Annotated in this window: 18 protein-coding genes; 10 read left to right on the top strand and 8 right to left on the bottom strand. The window is 71.6% G+C overall.

Annotation, left to right across the window (positions count from 1 at the left end):
* Positions 1–31: 31 nt before the first annotated feature.
* Both Pta02_RS29385 and Pta02_RS29380 read right to left on the bottom strand, forming a co-directional pair.
* Positions 32–748: a response regulator gene (locus Pta02_RS29385; RefSeq protein ID WP_203878286.1), complete on the bottom strand. Its 717-nt coding sequence runs from the start codon at positions 746–748 to the stop codon at positions 32–34.
* Positions 749–874: 126 nt separating this feature from the next.
* Entirely contained in the window at positions 875–2,077 is a 1,203-nt protein-coding gene (locus Pta02_RS29380; RefSeq protein WP_203878219.1) for a sensor histidine kinase, read from the bottom strand.
* Positions 2,078–2,266: 189 nt separating this feature from the next.
* On the opposite strand from Pta02_RS29380, the gene Pta02_RS29375 reads away from it, so the two are divergent.
* Positions 2,267–2,953, top strand: coding sequence for a class I SAM-dependent methyltransferase (locus Pta02_RS29375; protein WP_203878218.1), 687 nt, complete (start codon positions 2,267–2,269; stop codon positions 2,951–2,953).
* Here the strand turns inward: Pta02_RS29375 and Pta02_RS29370 are convergent.
* Positions 2,908–3,315 (bottom strand): MerR family transcriptional regulator, encoded by a 408-nt coding sequence (locus tag Pta02_RS29370; RefSeq protein WP_203878217.1) that lies wholly within the window; start codon positions 3,313–3,315, stop codon positions 2,908–2,910. The two genes, Pta02_RS29375 and Pta02_RS29370, sit on opposite strands and share 46 nt — an antisense overlap.
* A 49-nt stretch (positions 3,316–3,364) precedes the next feature.
* Between Pta02_RS29370 and Pta02_RS29365 the strand changes: the two genes are divergently transcribed.
* Entirely contained in the window at positions 3,365–4,249 is an 885-nt protein-coding gene (locus tag Pta02_RS29365) for an NAD(P)-dependent oxidoreductase (protein ID WP_203878216.1), read from the top strand.
* A gap of 196 nt (positions 4,250–4,445) precedes the next feature.
* Here Pta02_RS29365 and Pta02_RS29360 read toward each other — a convergent pair whose 3' ends face one another.
* On the bottom strand, positions 4,446–5,012 hold the full coding sequence (locus Pta02_RS29360; RefSeq protein ID WP_203878215.1) for a superoxide dismutase family protein: 567 nt from the start codon (positions 5,010–5,012) through the stop codon (positions 4,446–4,448).
* 118 nt (positions 5,013–5,130) lie between these two features.
* Complete coding sequence (locus tag Pta02_RS29355) at positions 5,131–5,424, bottom strand: 4a-hydroxytetrahydrobiopterin dehydratase (protein WP_203878214.1); 294 nt, start codon at positions 5,422–5,424, stop codon at positions 5,131–5,133.
* Between the two features lie 118 nt (positions 5,425–5,542).
* Between Pta02_RS29355 and Pta02_RS29350 the strand changes: the two genes are divergently transcribed.
* From Pta02_RS29350 to Pta02_RS29325, 6 genes are all read left to right on the top strand, one after another.
* On the top strand, positions 5,543–6,190 hold the full coding sequence (locus tag Pta02_RS29350; RefSeq protein ID WP_203878213.1) for a class II aldolase/adducin family protein: 648 nt from the start codon (positions 5,543–5,545) through the stop codon (positions 6,188–6,190).
* A gap of 3 nt (positions 6,191–6,193) precedes the next feature.
* Complete coding sequence (locus Pta02_RS29345) at positions 6,194–7,408, top strand: DUF4032 domain-containing protein (RefSeq protein WP_203878212.1); 1,215 nt, start codon at positions 6,194–6,196, stop codon at positions 7,406–7,408.
* 155 nt (positions 7,409–7,563) lie between these two features.
* On the top strand, positions 7,564–7,944 hold the full coding sequence (locus Pta02_RS29340; protein WP_203878211.1) for a roadblock/LC7 domain-containing protein: 381 nt from the start codon (positions 7,564–7,566) through the stop codon (positions 7,942–7,944).
* 3 nt (positions 7,945–7,947) lie between these two features.
* The gene (locus Pta02_RS29335; RefSeq protein ID WP_203878210.1) at positions 7,948–8,991 is read left to right on the top strand and encodes a hypothetical protein; all 1,044 of its coding nucleotides are present in this window, start codon (positions 7,948–7,950) and stop codon (positions 8,989–8,991) included.
* A 58-nt stretch (positions 8,992–9,049) separates the two neighbouring features.
* A complete protein-coding gene (locus Pta02_RS29330; RefSeq protein WP_203878209.1) occupies positions 9,050–9,430 on the top strand; it encodes a roadblock/LC7 domain-containing protein in 381 nt (126 codons plus the stop codon).
* Positions 9,431–9,443: 13 nt separating this feature from the next.
* Positions 9,444–9,815, top strand: coding sequence for a hypothetical protein (locus Pta02_RS29325; RefSeq protein ID WP_203878208.1), 372 nt, complete (start codon positions 9,444–9,446; stop codon positions 9,813–9,815).
* Positions 9,816–9,884: 69 nt separating this feature from the next.
* Here Pta02_RS29325 and Pta02_RS29320 read toward each other — a convergent pair whose 3' ends face one another.
* A complete protein-coding gene (locus tag Pta02_RS29320) occupies positions 9,885–10,736 on the bottom strand; it encodes an alpha/beta fold hydrolase (RefSeq protein WP_203878207.1) in 852 nt (283 codons plus the stop codon).
* A gap of 228 nt (positions 10,737–10,964) precedes the next feature.
* The gene (locus Pta02_RS29315; RefSeq protein WP_203878206.1) at positions 10,965–11,792 is read right to left on the bottom strand and encodes a DUF4253 domain-containing protein; all 828 of its coding nucleotides are present in this window, start codon (positions 11,790–11,792) and stop codon (positions 10,965–10,967) included.
* A 180-nt stretch (positions 11,793–11,972) separates the two neighbouring features.
* Between Pta02_RS29315 and Pta02_RS29310 the strand changes: the two genes are divergently transcribed.
* On the top strand, positions 11,973–12,314 hold the full coding sequence (locus tag Pta02_RS29310; RefSeq protein WP_203878205.1) for an ArsR/SmtB family transcription factor: 342 nt from the start codon (positions 11,973–11,975) through the stop codon (positions 12,312–12,314).
* On the opposite strand, the gene Pta02_RS29305 is transcribed toward Pta02_RS29310, so the two are convergent.
* Positions 12,258–12,650 carry an ArsR/SmtB family transcription factor gene (locus Pta02_RS29305; RefSeq protein ID WP_203878204.1) on the bottom strand — a complete coding sequence of 131 codons (393 nt, stop codon included), beginning with the start codon at positions 12,648–12,650 and terminating at the stop codon, positions 12,258–12,260. The two genes, Pta02_RS29310 and Pta02_RS29305, sit on opposite strands and share 57 nt — an antisense overlap.
* 249 nt (positions 12,651–12,899) lie before the next feature.
* Here Pta02_RS29305 and Pta02_RS29300 point away from each other — a divergent pair, with 249 nt between their 5' ends.
* Entirely contained in the window at positions 12,900–13,070 is a 171-nt protein-coding gene (locus Pta02_RS29300; protein ID WP_203878203.1) for a DUF3073 domain-containing protein, read from the top strand.
* Positions 13,071–13,223 lie beyond the last annotated feature (153 nt).

Raw genomic sequence — 13,223 nt, 5'->3', positions numbered from 1 at the left:
TGACCCGGCCGCCCCCGCGGGGGCGGCCGGGTCATCGCGGCGAGGAGCCGGCGACGAGCCCGCCCTCGTAGGCGGCGATGACGAGCTGGGCCCGGTCGCGGGCCTGCAGTTTGGCCAGGAGGCGGCCGATGTGGGTCTTGACCGTGCCGACGGTGAGGTGCAGGTGCTCGGCGATCTCGGAGTTGGACATGCCCCTGCCGATGAGGGCGAGCACCTCGCGCTCGCGCTGGGTGACGTCGTTGAGGTCGCGCGCGGCCGGGGCCTGGCGGGGGCCGTGCAGGAACTCGGTGATGAGCCGGCGGGTGACGGTGGGCGCCAGCAGCGCCTCGCCGGAGGCGACGACGCGGATGGCGGACAGCAGCTCGTTCGCGGTGGCGCTCTTGAGCAGGAAGCCGCTGGCGCCGGCCTGCAGCGCCGCGTACACGTAGTCGTCCAGGTCGAACGTGGTGAGGATCAGCACTCGCGCGCCGGCGCTCGCGGGGTCGGCGCAGATGTGCCTGGTCGCCTCGATGCCGTCCATCTCGGGCATGCGCACGTCCATGAGGACGACGTCGGGCCGGTGCCGGCGGGCCAGGAGCACGGCTTCGGAGCCGGTGCCCGCCTCGCCCACGACGGACATCCCCGGCGTGGCGCCGATGAGGATTTTGAAGCTGTCACGGACCAGGACCTGGTCCTCGGCGAGCAGGACCCGCAGGGGCGGCGGATCGTTCGGGTCGTGCTGATCGTGCTGCGCGGTGTCGATGCTCATGTCCCCGGTGCTCGTGTGCTCGGTGCTCGTGTCGTCGCCGACCCTGTCGTCACTGTTCATGTCGTCGCCGCTCAACCTCACTGTGCTCATGTCCCGGTGTTCGATATCGCGGTGCCCGTGTCGTGCTCATGTCGCGGTGCCGTTCAGGCCGTACGGCAGGCGGGCCGAGACACGGAAGCCTCCTTCGGGCCGGGGCCCGGCGCTGAACGCGCCTCCGTAGATCTTGACCCGCTCGCGCATGCCGACGAGACCGTGCCCGCCGTGCTTGGGCCGTGGCGGCCGGCCGTGGCGGGGGCCGTCGTCGAGGACCTCGATCACGGCCTCCCGTCCGCCGACGTCCACGGTGACCGTGCAGCGGGTGGGGCCCACGTGGGTGACGACGTTGGTCAGGGCCTGCTGCACGATCCGGTACACCGACATCGCGACCGCGGGGGGCAGCTCGGCCTCCTCGCGGACGGTCAGGTCCACCTCGACCCCGGCCGAGCGGGCGTGGGCGGCCAGTTCGGGCAGGTCGGCCATGCCGGGCACGGGCAGGTGGTCCTGCTGCGGCTCGCCCTCGGAGCGCAGCAGGTTGAGCACCCGGTGGATCTCGGCCAGCGTGCTCCGGCTGGTCTGTTCGATGACGGCCAGCGCGGCGCGCACCTCCTGCGGGCGGGCGTCGGCGACGTGGTTGGCCACGGTGGCCTTGACGGTGATCAGGCTCATGCTGTGGCCGATGACGTCGTGCAGTTCCCGCGCGATGCGCCGGCGTTCGTCGGACACCGCGGACTCGGCGAGGTGGCGGACGAGGCGGGCGGTGGTGTCCCGTTTCCAGCGCACGACCGCCCCCAGGGCCCAGGCCGCGGTCAGCAGCACAGCGTTCACGCTGATCTCGACCGGCCAGGCCGGCGCTATCTCGCTGGGCGCGGTCCCGACCTCGAGACCGGGGAACACCTGCATGTAGAAGGTCAGGATCGCGGTCGCCGCGGCGGTCAGGCAGGCCGCCAGGGCCGCCGCCGACCATATGAGCGAGGCGGTGGAGGCCACCAGGTACAGCACGAGCACGGTCGGCGCGAACGACAGCCAGATCGCGCCCGCCGCGACGGCGCCGGCCGCGGTCGCCACCGCGGCGGCGGCGCACGCGAACCCGAGCATGGCTCTCGGCCGGCGCCGCCGCAGGGCGATCGGGAAGCTCAGGACCGCCGCCACCGGCCAGGCCAGCCAGGTGGGCAACGGCGAGGACGGTCCCGGCGGATCGACTATGGCGTATCTGATGAGAAGCGCCACGACGACCGCCGCCGCCGCGTCGGCGACGTCTTTCCCGCCGAACCGCCATCCAGCCCATTCCATGACGGGAAAGGTATCGCCTCATAGATCATCCGGCATCTGCCCACGGTAGGACATCGGCCTCTGTCCCCGGTCATACGACCGGCCCGCTGCGGCCTCCGCGCCGACGGCGACGGCGGGGCTCGTTGACGGTGGCCGCGAGGCGGGAGAAGTTGGGCTGTGACTCATTGGCGACGTGCCCGGCTGACGGCTGTGACGTACGACGCCGGGGTCGAGCACGAGCGGATCGGCATGGCCGGCGGCAGGCTGCTGTGGGGTGCGGATCTGCGGCGGTTCTACCGCGGCATCGAGGAGCTGCGGACGCTCGCGGACGGCGGGCGCGTGCTCGACGTCCCCTGCGGGGGAGGCGTCGCCTTCCGGGGGTTGCCCGGGGAGGGTTCCCACCGGTACGTGGCGCTCGATCTGTCCCCGGTGATGGTGGGGCGGGCACGGGCCAACGCGGCACGGCACGGGTTGCGGGACATCGTCCTCCTGCGCGGGGACGTGACCGCGCTGCCCCACCCCGCGGGCTCCTTCGACCTGTGCCTGAGCTACTTCGGCCTGCACTGCTTCCCCGATCCGCCGGCGGCCCTGGCGGAGATGGCCCGCGTCCTGCGACCGGGCGGGCGGTTGCGGGGCACCTCGGTGGTGCGCGGGGGCGGCCGGCGACAGGACGCGATCATCTCGCTGTTGCGCCGGGCCGGGCCCTTCGCGACCGTGGGGACGGCCGGGGAGCTGTCATCCTGGCTCTGCGCGGCCGGCTTCGACGACGTCGGCGTCGAGCGTGACGGCGCCGTCGCGTTCTTCTCCGCGCGGCGTGCCCCCGGAGGTCCCGGTCCGGCGCAGCCGGCCGCTCAGGCGGGGACGGACTCCAGTTCGGCGCCGTCGAAGGGCGGATAGCCCTCGCCGCCCGTCCGCTCGGCCGCGGCGATGTAGCCGGCGAGGGCGTCACGGGACCGGGCGATCCTGTTCATCTGGTCCTCAAGCCGCCGCAGCCGTGACCGCATCGCGTCCAGCAGCTCGGGGCATCCGGGAAGCTCCGGTGCCTCTCCGACCGCGCAGGGCAGCAGGTAGGCGATGTCCTCGGAGGACAGCCCGGCACCGAGCAGGTGACGGATCTGCCTCACCCGCAGTACGGCCCTCTCGTCGTACTGGCGGTAGCCGTTCGCACCGCGCCCGGCCTCCAGCAGGCCCTGGGCCTCGTAGTAACGCAGCTGATGGGAGTTGACGCCCGTCCGGCGACTCAGTTCCCCGATCCGCATCGGAACCTCACTTGACCTTCATACCGGTATCAACGTTGACGATGCTGCCATGAACAACAGAACCGAAACATCCGTGACGGTCATCGGACTCGGGCTGATGGGTCAGGCGCTCGCCGGTGCGCTCCTGAAGGCCGGACACCCCACGACCGTGTGGAACCGTACGGCCTCCAAGGCCGACCGGCTGGTGGCCGAGGGGGCACACCTGGCGCCGACGGCCGGCGACGCGCTCAGGGCGAGCCCTCTGACGATCATCTGCGTCACCGACTACCGGGCCGTGCACGAGCTGCTCGGCGCGGGCGATGCCGAGCCGGACGGCACGACGTTGGTCAACCTGACGTCGGGCACCTCGGCCCAGGCCCGGGAGAGCGCCCGATGGGCCGGCAAGCGCGGCGCCCGTTACCTGGACGGCGCCGTCATGGCCGTCCCGCCGGCGATCGGGACCGCCGAGGCGGTGATCCTGCACAGCGGGCCGCAGGCGGACTTCGAGGAGCACAAGCCGATCCTCGACGCTCTCGGCACCGTCATCCACCTCGGCGCGGACCACGGGCTGGCGTCCCTGTACGACGCGGCCGGCCTCACCATGATGTGGAGCGTCCTGAACGCCTGGCTCCAGGGCACCGCCCTGCTTCGGACGGCCGGTGTCGAGGCCGCGGCGTACGCTCCGTTCGCGCAGCAGATCGCCGCCGGCGTGGCCGGATGGCTGCCCGGATACGCCGCGCAGATCGACAGCGGCTCCTTCCCGGCCGAGGTCTCGGCCCTGGAGACCGACGCGCGGGCGATGGCGCACCTGGTCGAGGAGAGCGAGGCGGCGGGCGTCAACGCCGAACTGCCGAGGTTGATCAAGGCGATGGCCGACCGCTCGATCGCCGCCGGACACGGCGGGGAGCAGTATCCCGTCCTGATCGAGGAGTTCGGCAGGCCCCGGGCCCGCTGACGGCGATCGGCGCGGCCGTACGACGACGCGGGGCCGTACGGAGGCGGGCCGAGCGAAGGCAGAGCCGTACGGAGGCAGGCCGAGCGGAGGCGGAACCGGGCCGGGCGGGCGGAGAACGACACGGCGCCGGATCATGCCCTCCCCCGAGGAAGGCACGAGCCGGCGCCGGAGCGGATGGCCGCCGGGGCGGCGGGGGTCAGCCCCCGTTGAGGGTGACGCAGGCGATCCGGCGGCCGGCGGAGCCCGCCTTGGCTCCGGCCGCCTTCGTGCGCTCGGCGTGGATCACCATGGAGCGCGGCGCCCTGTCGGGCGGGAACGCCCAGTCCTGCCTGGCCGTCGCGGTGGCCGCGCCCTGGCCGTCGGTGGTGAAGTCGAGCCACACCTCGTTGTCGGCGCTGGCGTGGTCGTGCGCGTGCTGGTAGTGCGGCCCGGAGTCGTCGGGCTTGGGGCCGCACGGCTTCGTGTGCAGGTGCACGCCGTACGTCCGGCGCGGCAGAAAGCCCTCGACCGTGATCGTCGAGGTGGCCAGGACCGCCCCCGACTCGGCCGTCACGCGCGCCGACGCGCCGGAGGGCACCAGTTTCCTGTCGTAGGCGACCGCGGCGCTCCCCGCCGCGGGCGCTCCGAGCGGGCCGCCTCCGACGAGCTTGACCCCGGGCGGCGCCTCGGTGACGGCGTGCGCCGCGGGATGCACCGCCTCCTGAGCACCACCACAGGCCGCCGCGAGCAGGGCGAGGGCGGAGAGAACCACGGGGAGGCGCATCGCATCTCCTAGGTCAGTGAGGCGAGGACGCCTCACTCTAACCAGTAGTCATGCGACTACGCTCAGTGTTTGCGAAAAGATTCGCGACTCCCCGGCCGACGCCGCCCGGCCGGTCCCCTCACGCCCCGTTGGCGGCGGCGATCTCGTCGATGCGGGCGGCCAGGGTGAAGTCCATGCCGGTCAGGCCGCCCTTGTCGTGCGTGGTCAGCGCCAGGTGCAGGGTGCGCCACCGGATGTCGATGTCGGGGTGGTGGTTGAGCTTCTCGGCCTCGACCGCGATCTCGTCGACGATGCGGATCGCGGTGGGGAAGTCGGGGGCCTTGACGGTCCGGCGGATCTCGTCGCCCTCGCGCCGCCACTGGGGCACCTCGTCCAGCCGCCGCCGTACCTCGGAGTCATCAAGCAGGTCCATCCCCCCAGCAGATCACGCCGGCCCGCGGGCGACAAACCGCGCCGCGCCCGGATGAAGACCGGTCCGGAGCGACTCTCGGCATTTGCCACGAATTATCCCAACGCCCTACGTTTGGGGCATGTTGCTGGTCGAGCAGCGTCGGCTGCTGTGCGCCTACGGCCGCAGGGCCGCCGACACGGGCCTGGTCGTCGGGACCGCGGGGAACCTGAGCATCCGCTCCGGTGACCTGGTCGCGGTGACCCCCGGCGGGGTCCCCCTCGACCGGCTGGAGCCCGCGGCCTGCCCGGTCGTCGACGTCGAGGGCCACCTCGTGGAGGGCGGGCTGCAGCCCTCCTCCGAGACGCCGATGCACCTGGCGATCTACACGACCACCGGCGCCCAGGCCGTCGTGCACACCCACTCCACCTTCGCCACCGTGGTCGCCACCACCATGGACGAGCTGCCGCCGATCCACTACAACGCGCTGCTGCTCGGCGGCACCGTCAGGGTCGCCGACTACGCCACCTACGGGACCCCCGAGCTGGCGGCCTCCGTACGGGCCGCGCTGAAGGACAGGCAGGCCGCGCTGCTGGCCAACCACGGCGGGGTCACCATCGGAGCGGACATCGACAAGGCCTTCGAGGCGACCCGCCTGCTGGAGTGGCTGTGCGAGGTCTACGTGCGCGCCAAGGCCGTGGGCGAGCCCCGGGTGCTCACCGACCAGCAGCTCGCGGCCGTCGTCGAGCGTGCCTTCCACCCGCCCGTCTTCCCGGTCCGAGAAGGTTGACCCATGCCTCTGCAACTCACCGGCGCCCCGAGTGATCCGGACCTGATCCGCCTTCCCTGGGACATCCCGCTGGAGGAGTGGCCGGAGCACCGCATCGTCTCCCTGCCCCGCGGCATCTCCCGGCACGTGGTGCGCTTCACGCGCCTGTCCGGCAAGGTGTACGCGATCAAGGAGATCAGCGAGCACTTCGCCAAGCGGGAGTACCGCCTGCTGTGGGACCTGAGCCGGATGGACACCCCGTCGGTGGAGCCGGTGGCCGTGGTCACCGGGCGGACCACCCCGGCCGGTGAGCCGCTGGACTCGGCGCTGATCACCCAGCACCTGCAGTTCTCGCTCCCCTACCGGGCGGTGATGTCGGGGACGGTGCGTCCCGAGACGCTCAACCGGCTCCTCGACGCGCTGGCCGTACTGCTCGTCCGGCTGCACCTGAGCGGCTTCTACTGGGGCGACTGCTCGCTGTCGAACGTGCTCTTCCGCCGGGACGCCGGCTCCTTCGCGGCCTATCTGGTCGACGCCGAGACCGGCGAGCTGCACCCGATGATCAGCGAGGGGCAGCGGCTGCACGACATCGACGTCGCGCACACCAACATCTACGGCGAGATGCTCGACCTGGAGGCCGGCGGCCTGCTCCACTCCTCCATCGACCCCGAGGAGGTCGCCGACTCGGTCTGCGCGCGCTATCACCGCCTGTGGGGCGAGCTCACCTCCGACGAGATCATCGAGGAGGTCGACTGGCACATGATCGACCAGCGGATCCGGCGGCTGAACCGGCTCGGCTTCGACGTCGCCGAGATGATGGTGCGCCGCAAGGCCGGCACCGGCCGGCTGATCGTCCGCCCCAAGGTCGTGGACGCCGGTCACCACCAGCGCAGGCTGCTGCGTCTGACCGGCCTGGACGTGGAGGAGAACCAGGCGCGGCGGCTGCTCAACGACCTGGACTCCTTCAGGGTCTCCTACGGCCTGCGCCACGAGGACGAGGCGATCGTGGCGCACCGCTGGCTGGCCGAGGTGTTCCAGCCGACCGTCGAGGCGGTCCCGCAGGAGCTGCGGCACAAGCTGGAACCGGCCCAGCTCTTCCACGAGGTCCTCGACCACCGGTGGTACCTGTCCGAGGCGGCGGGAAACGACGTCGGGCTGCCGGCCGCCGTGGACTCATACGTGAAGAACATTCTTGTTTTTCGGCCGGATGAGCAGGCCTTGATTACGGACTCCCTGTAAGCGACATTCCACCCGGAGTGCACATCCTTCTACTCGGTAGTTAAATCCTGCCTCTCCTTCCATCTATCCGTTAATCGGACCACTTACCACTCTTCGGCATATCCCTACTCTGTTCTCCGCGACGTTTTCCGCAGACGCATCGCAAGGGAGATCGAGTGCTCGGAATCGAAGAATGCCTCACCGAGGTGATGGCGATCCCCGGTGCGCTGGACGCGATCGTGATCGACCAGACCAGCGGGATGGTCGTGGCCGCCGGCGGCGGAAGCCTCAACGGTGATGTGGAGAAATCGGCCGCGGGGATCAGCGAGACGCTCCGGGCGACCCTGGACGGGCTCGCCATGATGTCGCCCACCGGGGCGGTCCGGGTCAGCGACATGATCATAAGCACGGACAGCGGATATCACTTACTGAGGTCGTTGGAGACGGTTTTCGACGGGCCGCTGGCGATATACGTACGGCTCGATCTGGAGCGGTCGAATCTGGCTCTCGCCCGGCATCGGCTCCAGGCGCTCTCCGACCGGCTCGTCACCACCTGAGCCATGCCGACCGTCGAGAGCATCCTCACCGGCCTCGCCGGAGACCGGGCGACCGGCGCCCTGCGTCTGGGCAAGGCCGGGGTGCTGTACCTCACCGGTGGCCGGGTCACCTACGCGGAGACCCCTTCCTGTCCCCGGGTGGAGGACCTGCTGACCGCCAGCGGCCGGGTCTCCGCCTATGCCGTACGGCAGGCCAGGCAGGCGGCGGGCGAGGAGCGGTGGGGCGGCGACCGGCTGGTCGACCGGGGTGTGCTCACCCGGGGTGAGCTGGAGTTCTGCGTGCTCGGAGCGGTGATGGACGCCGTGTTCTTCCTGCTCCAGCTGGCCGGTCCCCGGCCGCGCTTCCGGCCGGGAGAGCGGCACTGGCTCGGGCCCCAGTGGTATTTCGACGCGACCGGACTGGTCAGGGAGTGCAAGCGAAGGAGAGTGCAGTTGGACCAGGCCTGGCCGTCCACGGATCTGGACACGCTGCCCGTCGTCCCGGTGGCGCGCATCCCCGCCCAGCGGGTGGTGCTGACCTCGCTCCAGTGGGAGGTCCTGGTCGGTGCGGACTGTACGGCGACCCCCGCCGACCTGGCCCGCAAACTGGGACGGCCCGCCTACTCGGTGCTGCTGGCGGTACGGCAGCTCGCCGCGGCGGGACTGCTGTGCACGCCCGAGGCCGCGGCCGGAGACGCGGCGCAGGCGCAGGCGGCCCCGGCCCCGCGGGGCGACCCGCCGGAGAAGAGCCCGGTGCCGCCCCGGCGAGGTGACTCCCCGGACAGGGCCCCGGTCCCGGATCGGCGGAGCGGCCCCCCTGAGGGAGGCCCGGCGCCGCCCCGGCGGGGCGACACCCCGGAGAAGAGCCCGGTACTGCCCCGGAGGGGCGATCCCCCGGAGGGAGGCCCGGCGCTGCCCCGGCGGGGCGGTGGCCAGAGGACCCCGGACCGCGAGCCCGGCGGTTCCCCGGCCGCCCCGTTCCCCGCGGGTCTCCCGGCGGCGACGGCGGACCCCGGCGACGTGAATCTGCTCATCCGGCTCAGGAACGCATTGGAGGCACTCGCGTGAGGCAGTCCTCATGCCGCTGAGGCTGCGGGCCCTGAAGTGGATCGGAAGGAGGATGCCAGTGGAACTGAGGGACGAGGTGCGCCAGGAGATGGTCCTGCTGCGCCAGCGCATGCCCGAGGTGAACGGAAGCATCGCGTGCAGCGTGGACGGCCTGCCGATAGCCAGCGACATGTCCGGAGACGTCGAGCAGGCCGGTGCTCTCTCCTCCGCTCTGCTGGCCCTCAGCCGCCGGATGGCGGGCATGGTCGACAAGGGCACTTTCGAAGAGACCTTGATCTCCGGTTCCAACGGCTACGCGGCCTTCTACGCCGCCGGCCCCAAGATCGTCCTCACAGTCCTCGCCCGCCCGGGGGCCAACCTCGGGCTGCTGCGACTGGAGGGCCGCAGAACGGCGGCGAATCTGGCCGCCATCACCACCCGGATGTCACTCACTCAGTGATCGGAGAAAAGTAATGGCGAACATGGACATCTCTCTCAAGGAGATGATGGCGATCGACGGCGCCGTCGGCGCGGTGGTCGTGGACTACAACAGCGGGATGGCGCTGGGCTCGCTCGGCGGCTCCAAGGATCTGGACCTCCAGGTAGCGGCTGCGGGCAACACCGAGGTGGTCAAGGCCAAGCTCCGCACGATGGACTCCTTGGGCCTGAAGGACTCCATCGAGGACATCCTCATCACGCTCAGCGGTGCCTACCACGTGATCCGGCCGGTGACCGGCCGCAGCGGCAAGGGGCTCTTCCTCTATCTCGCGCTCGACCGCAACCGGGCCAACCTGGCGATGGCGCGGCACACTCTACGCGGCATCGAGGAGAAGCTCGAGGTCTGATTCACCGGTACGGCCCGCGTCCGGCGCGGGCCGTACCGGGCCGCGGGGCCGTGCCGCCCCGCGGAACGGTCAGCGAACCGCGGAGGTCAGAGTGCTGATCTCCGCGACGAAATCACCCCACAGGGCGCGCGGCAGGTCGTGCCCCATGCCGGGGTAGGTGACCAGCCTGGCTCCCGGGATCGCGTCCGCCGTGGCGATCCCGCCGGCCGGCGGCACCAGCTGGTCCTGCTCCCCGTGCAGCACCAGAGCGGGCACCGACAGCTCCTTGAGCCGGGGCGCGCGGTCGCCCGAGGAGATGATCGCGGTGAGCTGCCGGGCCACCCCGGCCGGGTCGTAGGCGCGGTCGTAGCTCAGCCCGGCGATCCTCGCGATCCGCTCCTCGTCGAGGGGGTATCCCGGCGATCCGATGACCTTCCAGGTCTCCAGCGCCCGCGCGATCGCCGTCTCCCGGTCCGGCGAGGGCGGCGACATCAGCGCCGCCATGGCCGCGTCGGTGGGCGGGGCCGCCTGGGGGCTGGGCGTGGACATGATCGAGGTGAGGCTGAGCACCCGGCCCGGGTGACGGATGGCCATCGACTGGGCGATCATGCCGCCCATCGAGACGCCGACCACGTGGGCCGCCTCCAGCCCGAGCGCGTCGAGCAGCCCGGCCGCGTCGTCCGCCATGTCCCCCACCAGGTACGGCGCGTCCGTGCCGGGGGCCGGGGCCCCCGCGTCGTGCAGGTGGGTGGACTCCCCGACGTCCCGGTTGTCGAACCGGATGACGTAGTGGCCTCGGTCGGCGAGCAGCCCGCAGAACTCCTCGTCCCAGTGGATCATCTGGGAGGCGAGCCCCATGATCAGGAGAAGCGGGCGGCCCGAGGGGGAGCCGAAGGTGTCGTAGGCGATCTCGATGCCGTTCGCCGAGGCGCGCGAGGTCATGGCCCTCCTGCCGTGCTGGTCCGTCCGCGGGGGTCCACCGGAACAGAATCTCATTCTGGAGGAAACAGAATCTCATTCGGGGACCGGCGCGACAAGGGCCCCCGCAGTGACGATCACCTGGTACTGCGCCGCGCACCGGCCACGCCGTGACCGGCGGGGACGGACGGTCAGCGGGAACCGCGGCGCCGGCGGGGGCGGGCGGTCAGCGGGTACGACCCGGCCGGTGGCTCAGTCCCACCAGAACGACCAGGCGTTCCCGCCCACGATCTGCTCGGCGTAGTCGATCAGCGATCCGGCCCCGTACACGACGCTGTCGGGGCAGAACGTCCAGTGCTCGGCGGCCACGTGCAGGGCGTGCTCCATGGTGCGGGGAGGCGCCGCGACGCTCAGGTCGAGGGTGTTGAACCCCATGCCGACCAGGCGGGCACCGAACCGGTCCTCCCAGCTGCGCACCACGGCCGCCAGCGGGACCATCCACTCGTTGTGGTTCAGCGCCCCCTGCCAGCCCATCACCGCCAGGGCGTCGGCCCCCCGCTCCACCGCCACCAGCCCGAGCGGGGTCCGCCGCTCGGCCACGATCCCGGCGTACCAGTCGGCGACCGCGTCGGGGTCGGCGCCCGGCGGCCCGGGCGCGGCCGGGCCGGGGCATCGGGTCCCGAAGGGGTCGAGGATCTCCAGCTGGTCGGGGTGGGCCTTCTCGATCCAGTCCGCCCACACCTCGGCCATGAACGCGGCGGTGTGGTAGTTGTCGATCTCGGTCGCGGCGTCGGGCGCGACCTGCCCCGCCGACCAGGGCTGGACGGAGTCCTCCAGCAGGACGGGCCACAGCCCCGAATGCGGGTGCTCGGCCCGCAGGGCGGCCCACAGCTCGCCGGGGACCGTGGTGTCGCTGAGCCAGAACGCGGGCCGGCCGTAGGTCAGGAGCCGCGCGTAGCCGGGGTCCGGCCAGACCACGTCTCCGGCCGGCAGCTCGATCCCGAGCCTGCGCCCCTCACCGCCGTCGGTGAACAACTGACCCAGCACCGGCGACAGCCGCCCACGCTCGCAATCGTCCATCTCTACCGTCCTGATCCTGCCCACGCCCCAATTTTGCCTGTACGGCGCCCGCCGGACGGTGCACGCCGCCGATGGTCGGCCTGGGACATTCCGCCATGATCCCATCTACGGGTGACAGGAGGTCCGGGTGACGGGCCGAACGCCTCCGGCACCGGCTCCCGCGGTGGGTAGAGTGGCGCGATGAGCATGCCGCTGTACCAGTTGAAGGCGGAGTTCTTCAAAACGCTCGGGCATCCTTCGCGCATCCGGGTGCTGGAACTGCTCAGCGAGCGGGATCATTCGGTCGCCGAGCTGCTCCCCGAGGTGGGGATCGAACCCGCGCACCTGTCGCAGCAGCTGGCGGTCCTGCGACGCGCGAACCTCGTGCTCTCCCGCAAGGAAGGCTCGACCGTCCACTACTCGCTGACCAGCCCGGACATCGCCAAGCTCCTCACCGTGACGCGCTCGATCCTCGCCGACGTGCTGTCAGAGCGCGCCGAGCTCCTGGCGGACCTGCGGACCTCGGCGCGCCGGGGCGTCTGACTCCCGGCCGGCCTCGGCGCGCAGCTCGGCCAGCAACTCGCCCTGGCCGGCCAGCACCTCGGTCAGGATCCAGCGCGCCGAGGCAAGCAGGCCGGCCACGTCGGGGGCCGACAGGGCGTAGACGACGCTGCCGCTCTCGCGGGTGGCGGTCACGATCCCGGCCTTGCGCAGCACGGCCAGCTGCTGGGACAGGCTGGAGGCCTCGATGTCGATCTCGGCCAGCAGGTCGCGGACCGGCAGGGGGCCGTTCTGCAGCAGCTCCAGCACCTGGATGCGGACCGGGTGACCGAGCGTGCGGAAGAACTCCGCCTTGGCCTGGTACAACGGCACGGTCATGGTCGGATCGTTCCGCCGGGGAGCGTGCCGGCCCCGCCGGTGGTCGCCGATGAATCCGCCGCAGGCCCGCCCATGATCCCCGCCTTCCGCGCGTCCCGTCCGTTCTCCGGTCCCGTCGGGCCGCGGGCGCGACCCGCTTACAAACTAGCAAATTGCAGAGTTCTTCAACTCGTAAGCGTCTTGGGTAAGATGCGGGCGATGCGATAGCGACGAGAGGCCCAGTGCGGCCTATACAAGGGAGTGCAGCCAATGGGACGGGGTCGAGCCAAGGCGAAGCAGACGAAGGTCGCACGCCAGCTGAAGTACGGCACCCACGACATGGATCTCGACCGGCTGCGCAGGGAGCTCGGCTCCGGCGACAACCCGACGCCGGTCGACGAGACCGAAGACCCCTTCGCCGAGCCCGCCGACAGGAGATAGGCGAAAGATCCGCACGGCCCGTCCCGGGACGGCCGCGCGCGGCGGGAGGCTGATCCCGTACACCCCGATCCGGACGGGCAGGACGCCCGGCCCGGATCCGGAGGACACATGAGATGACGGCGGGCCCGCGCCCCTTTCCGGGGACGCGGGCCC

This window comes from Paraplanobispora takensis (assembly GCF_016863195.1).
Classification (GTDB): Bacteria; Actinomycetota; Actinomycetes; order Streptosporangiales; family Streptosporangiaceae; genus Planobispora; species Planobispora takensis.
This window is presented reverse-complemented; position numbering and strand designations above follow the sequence as displayed.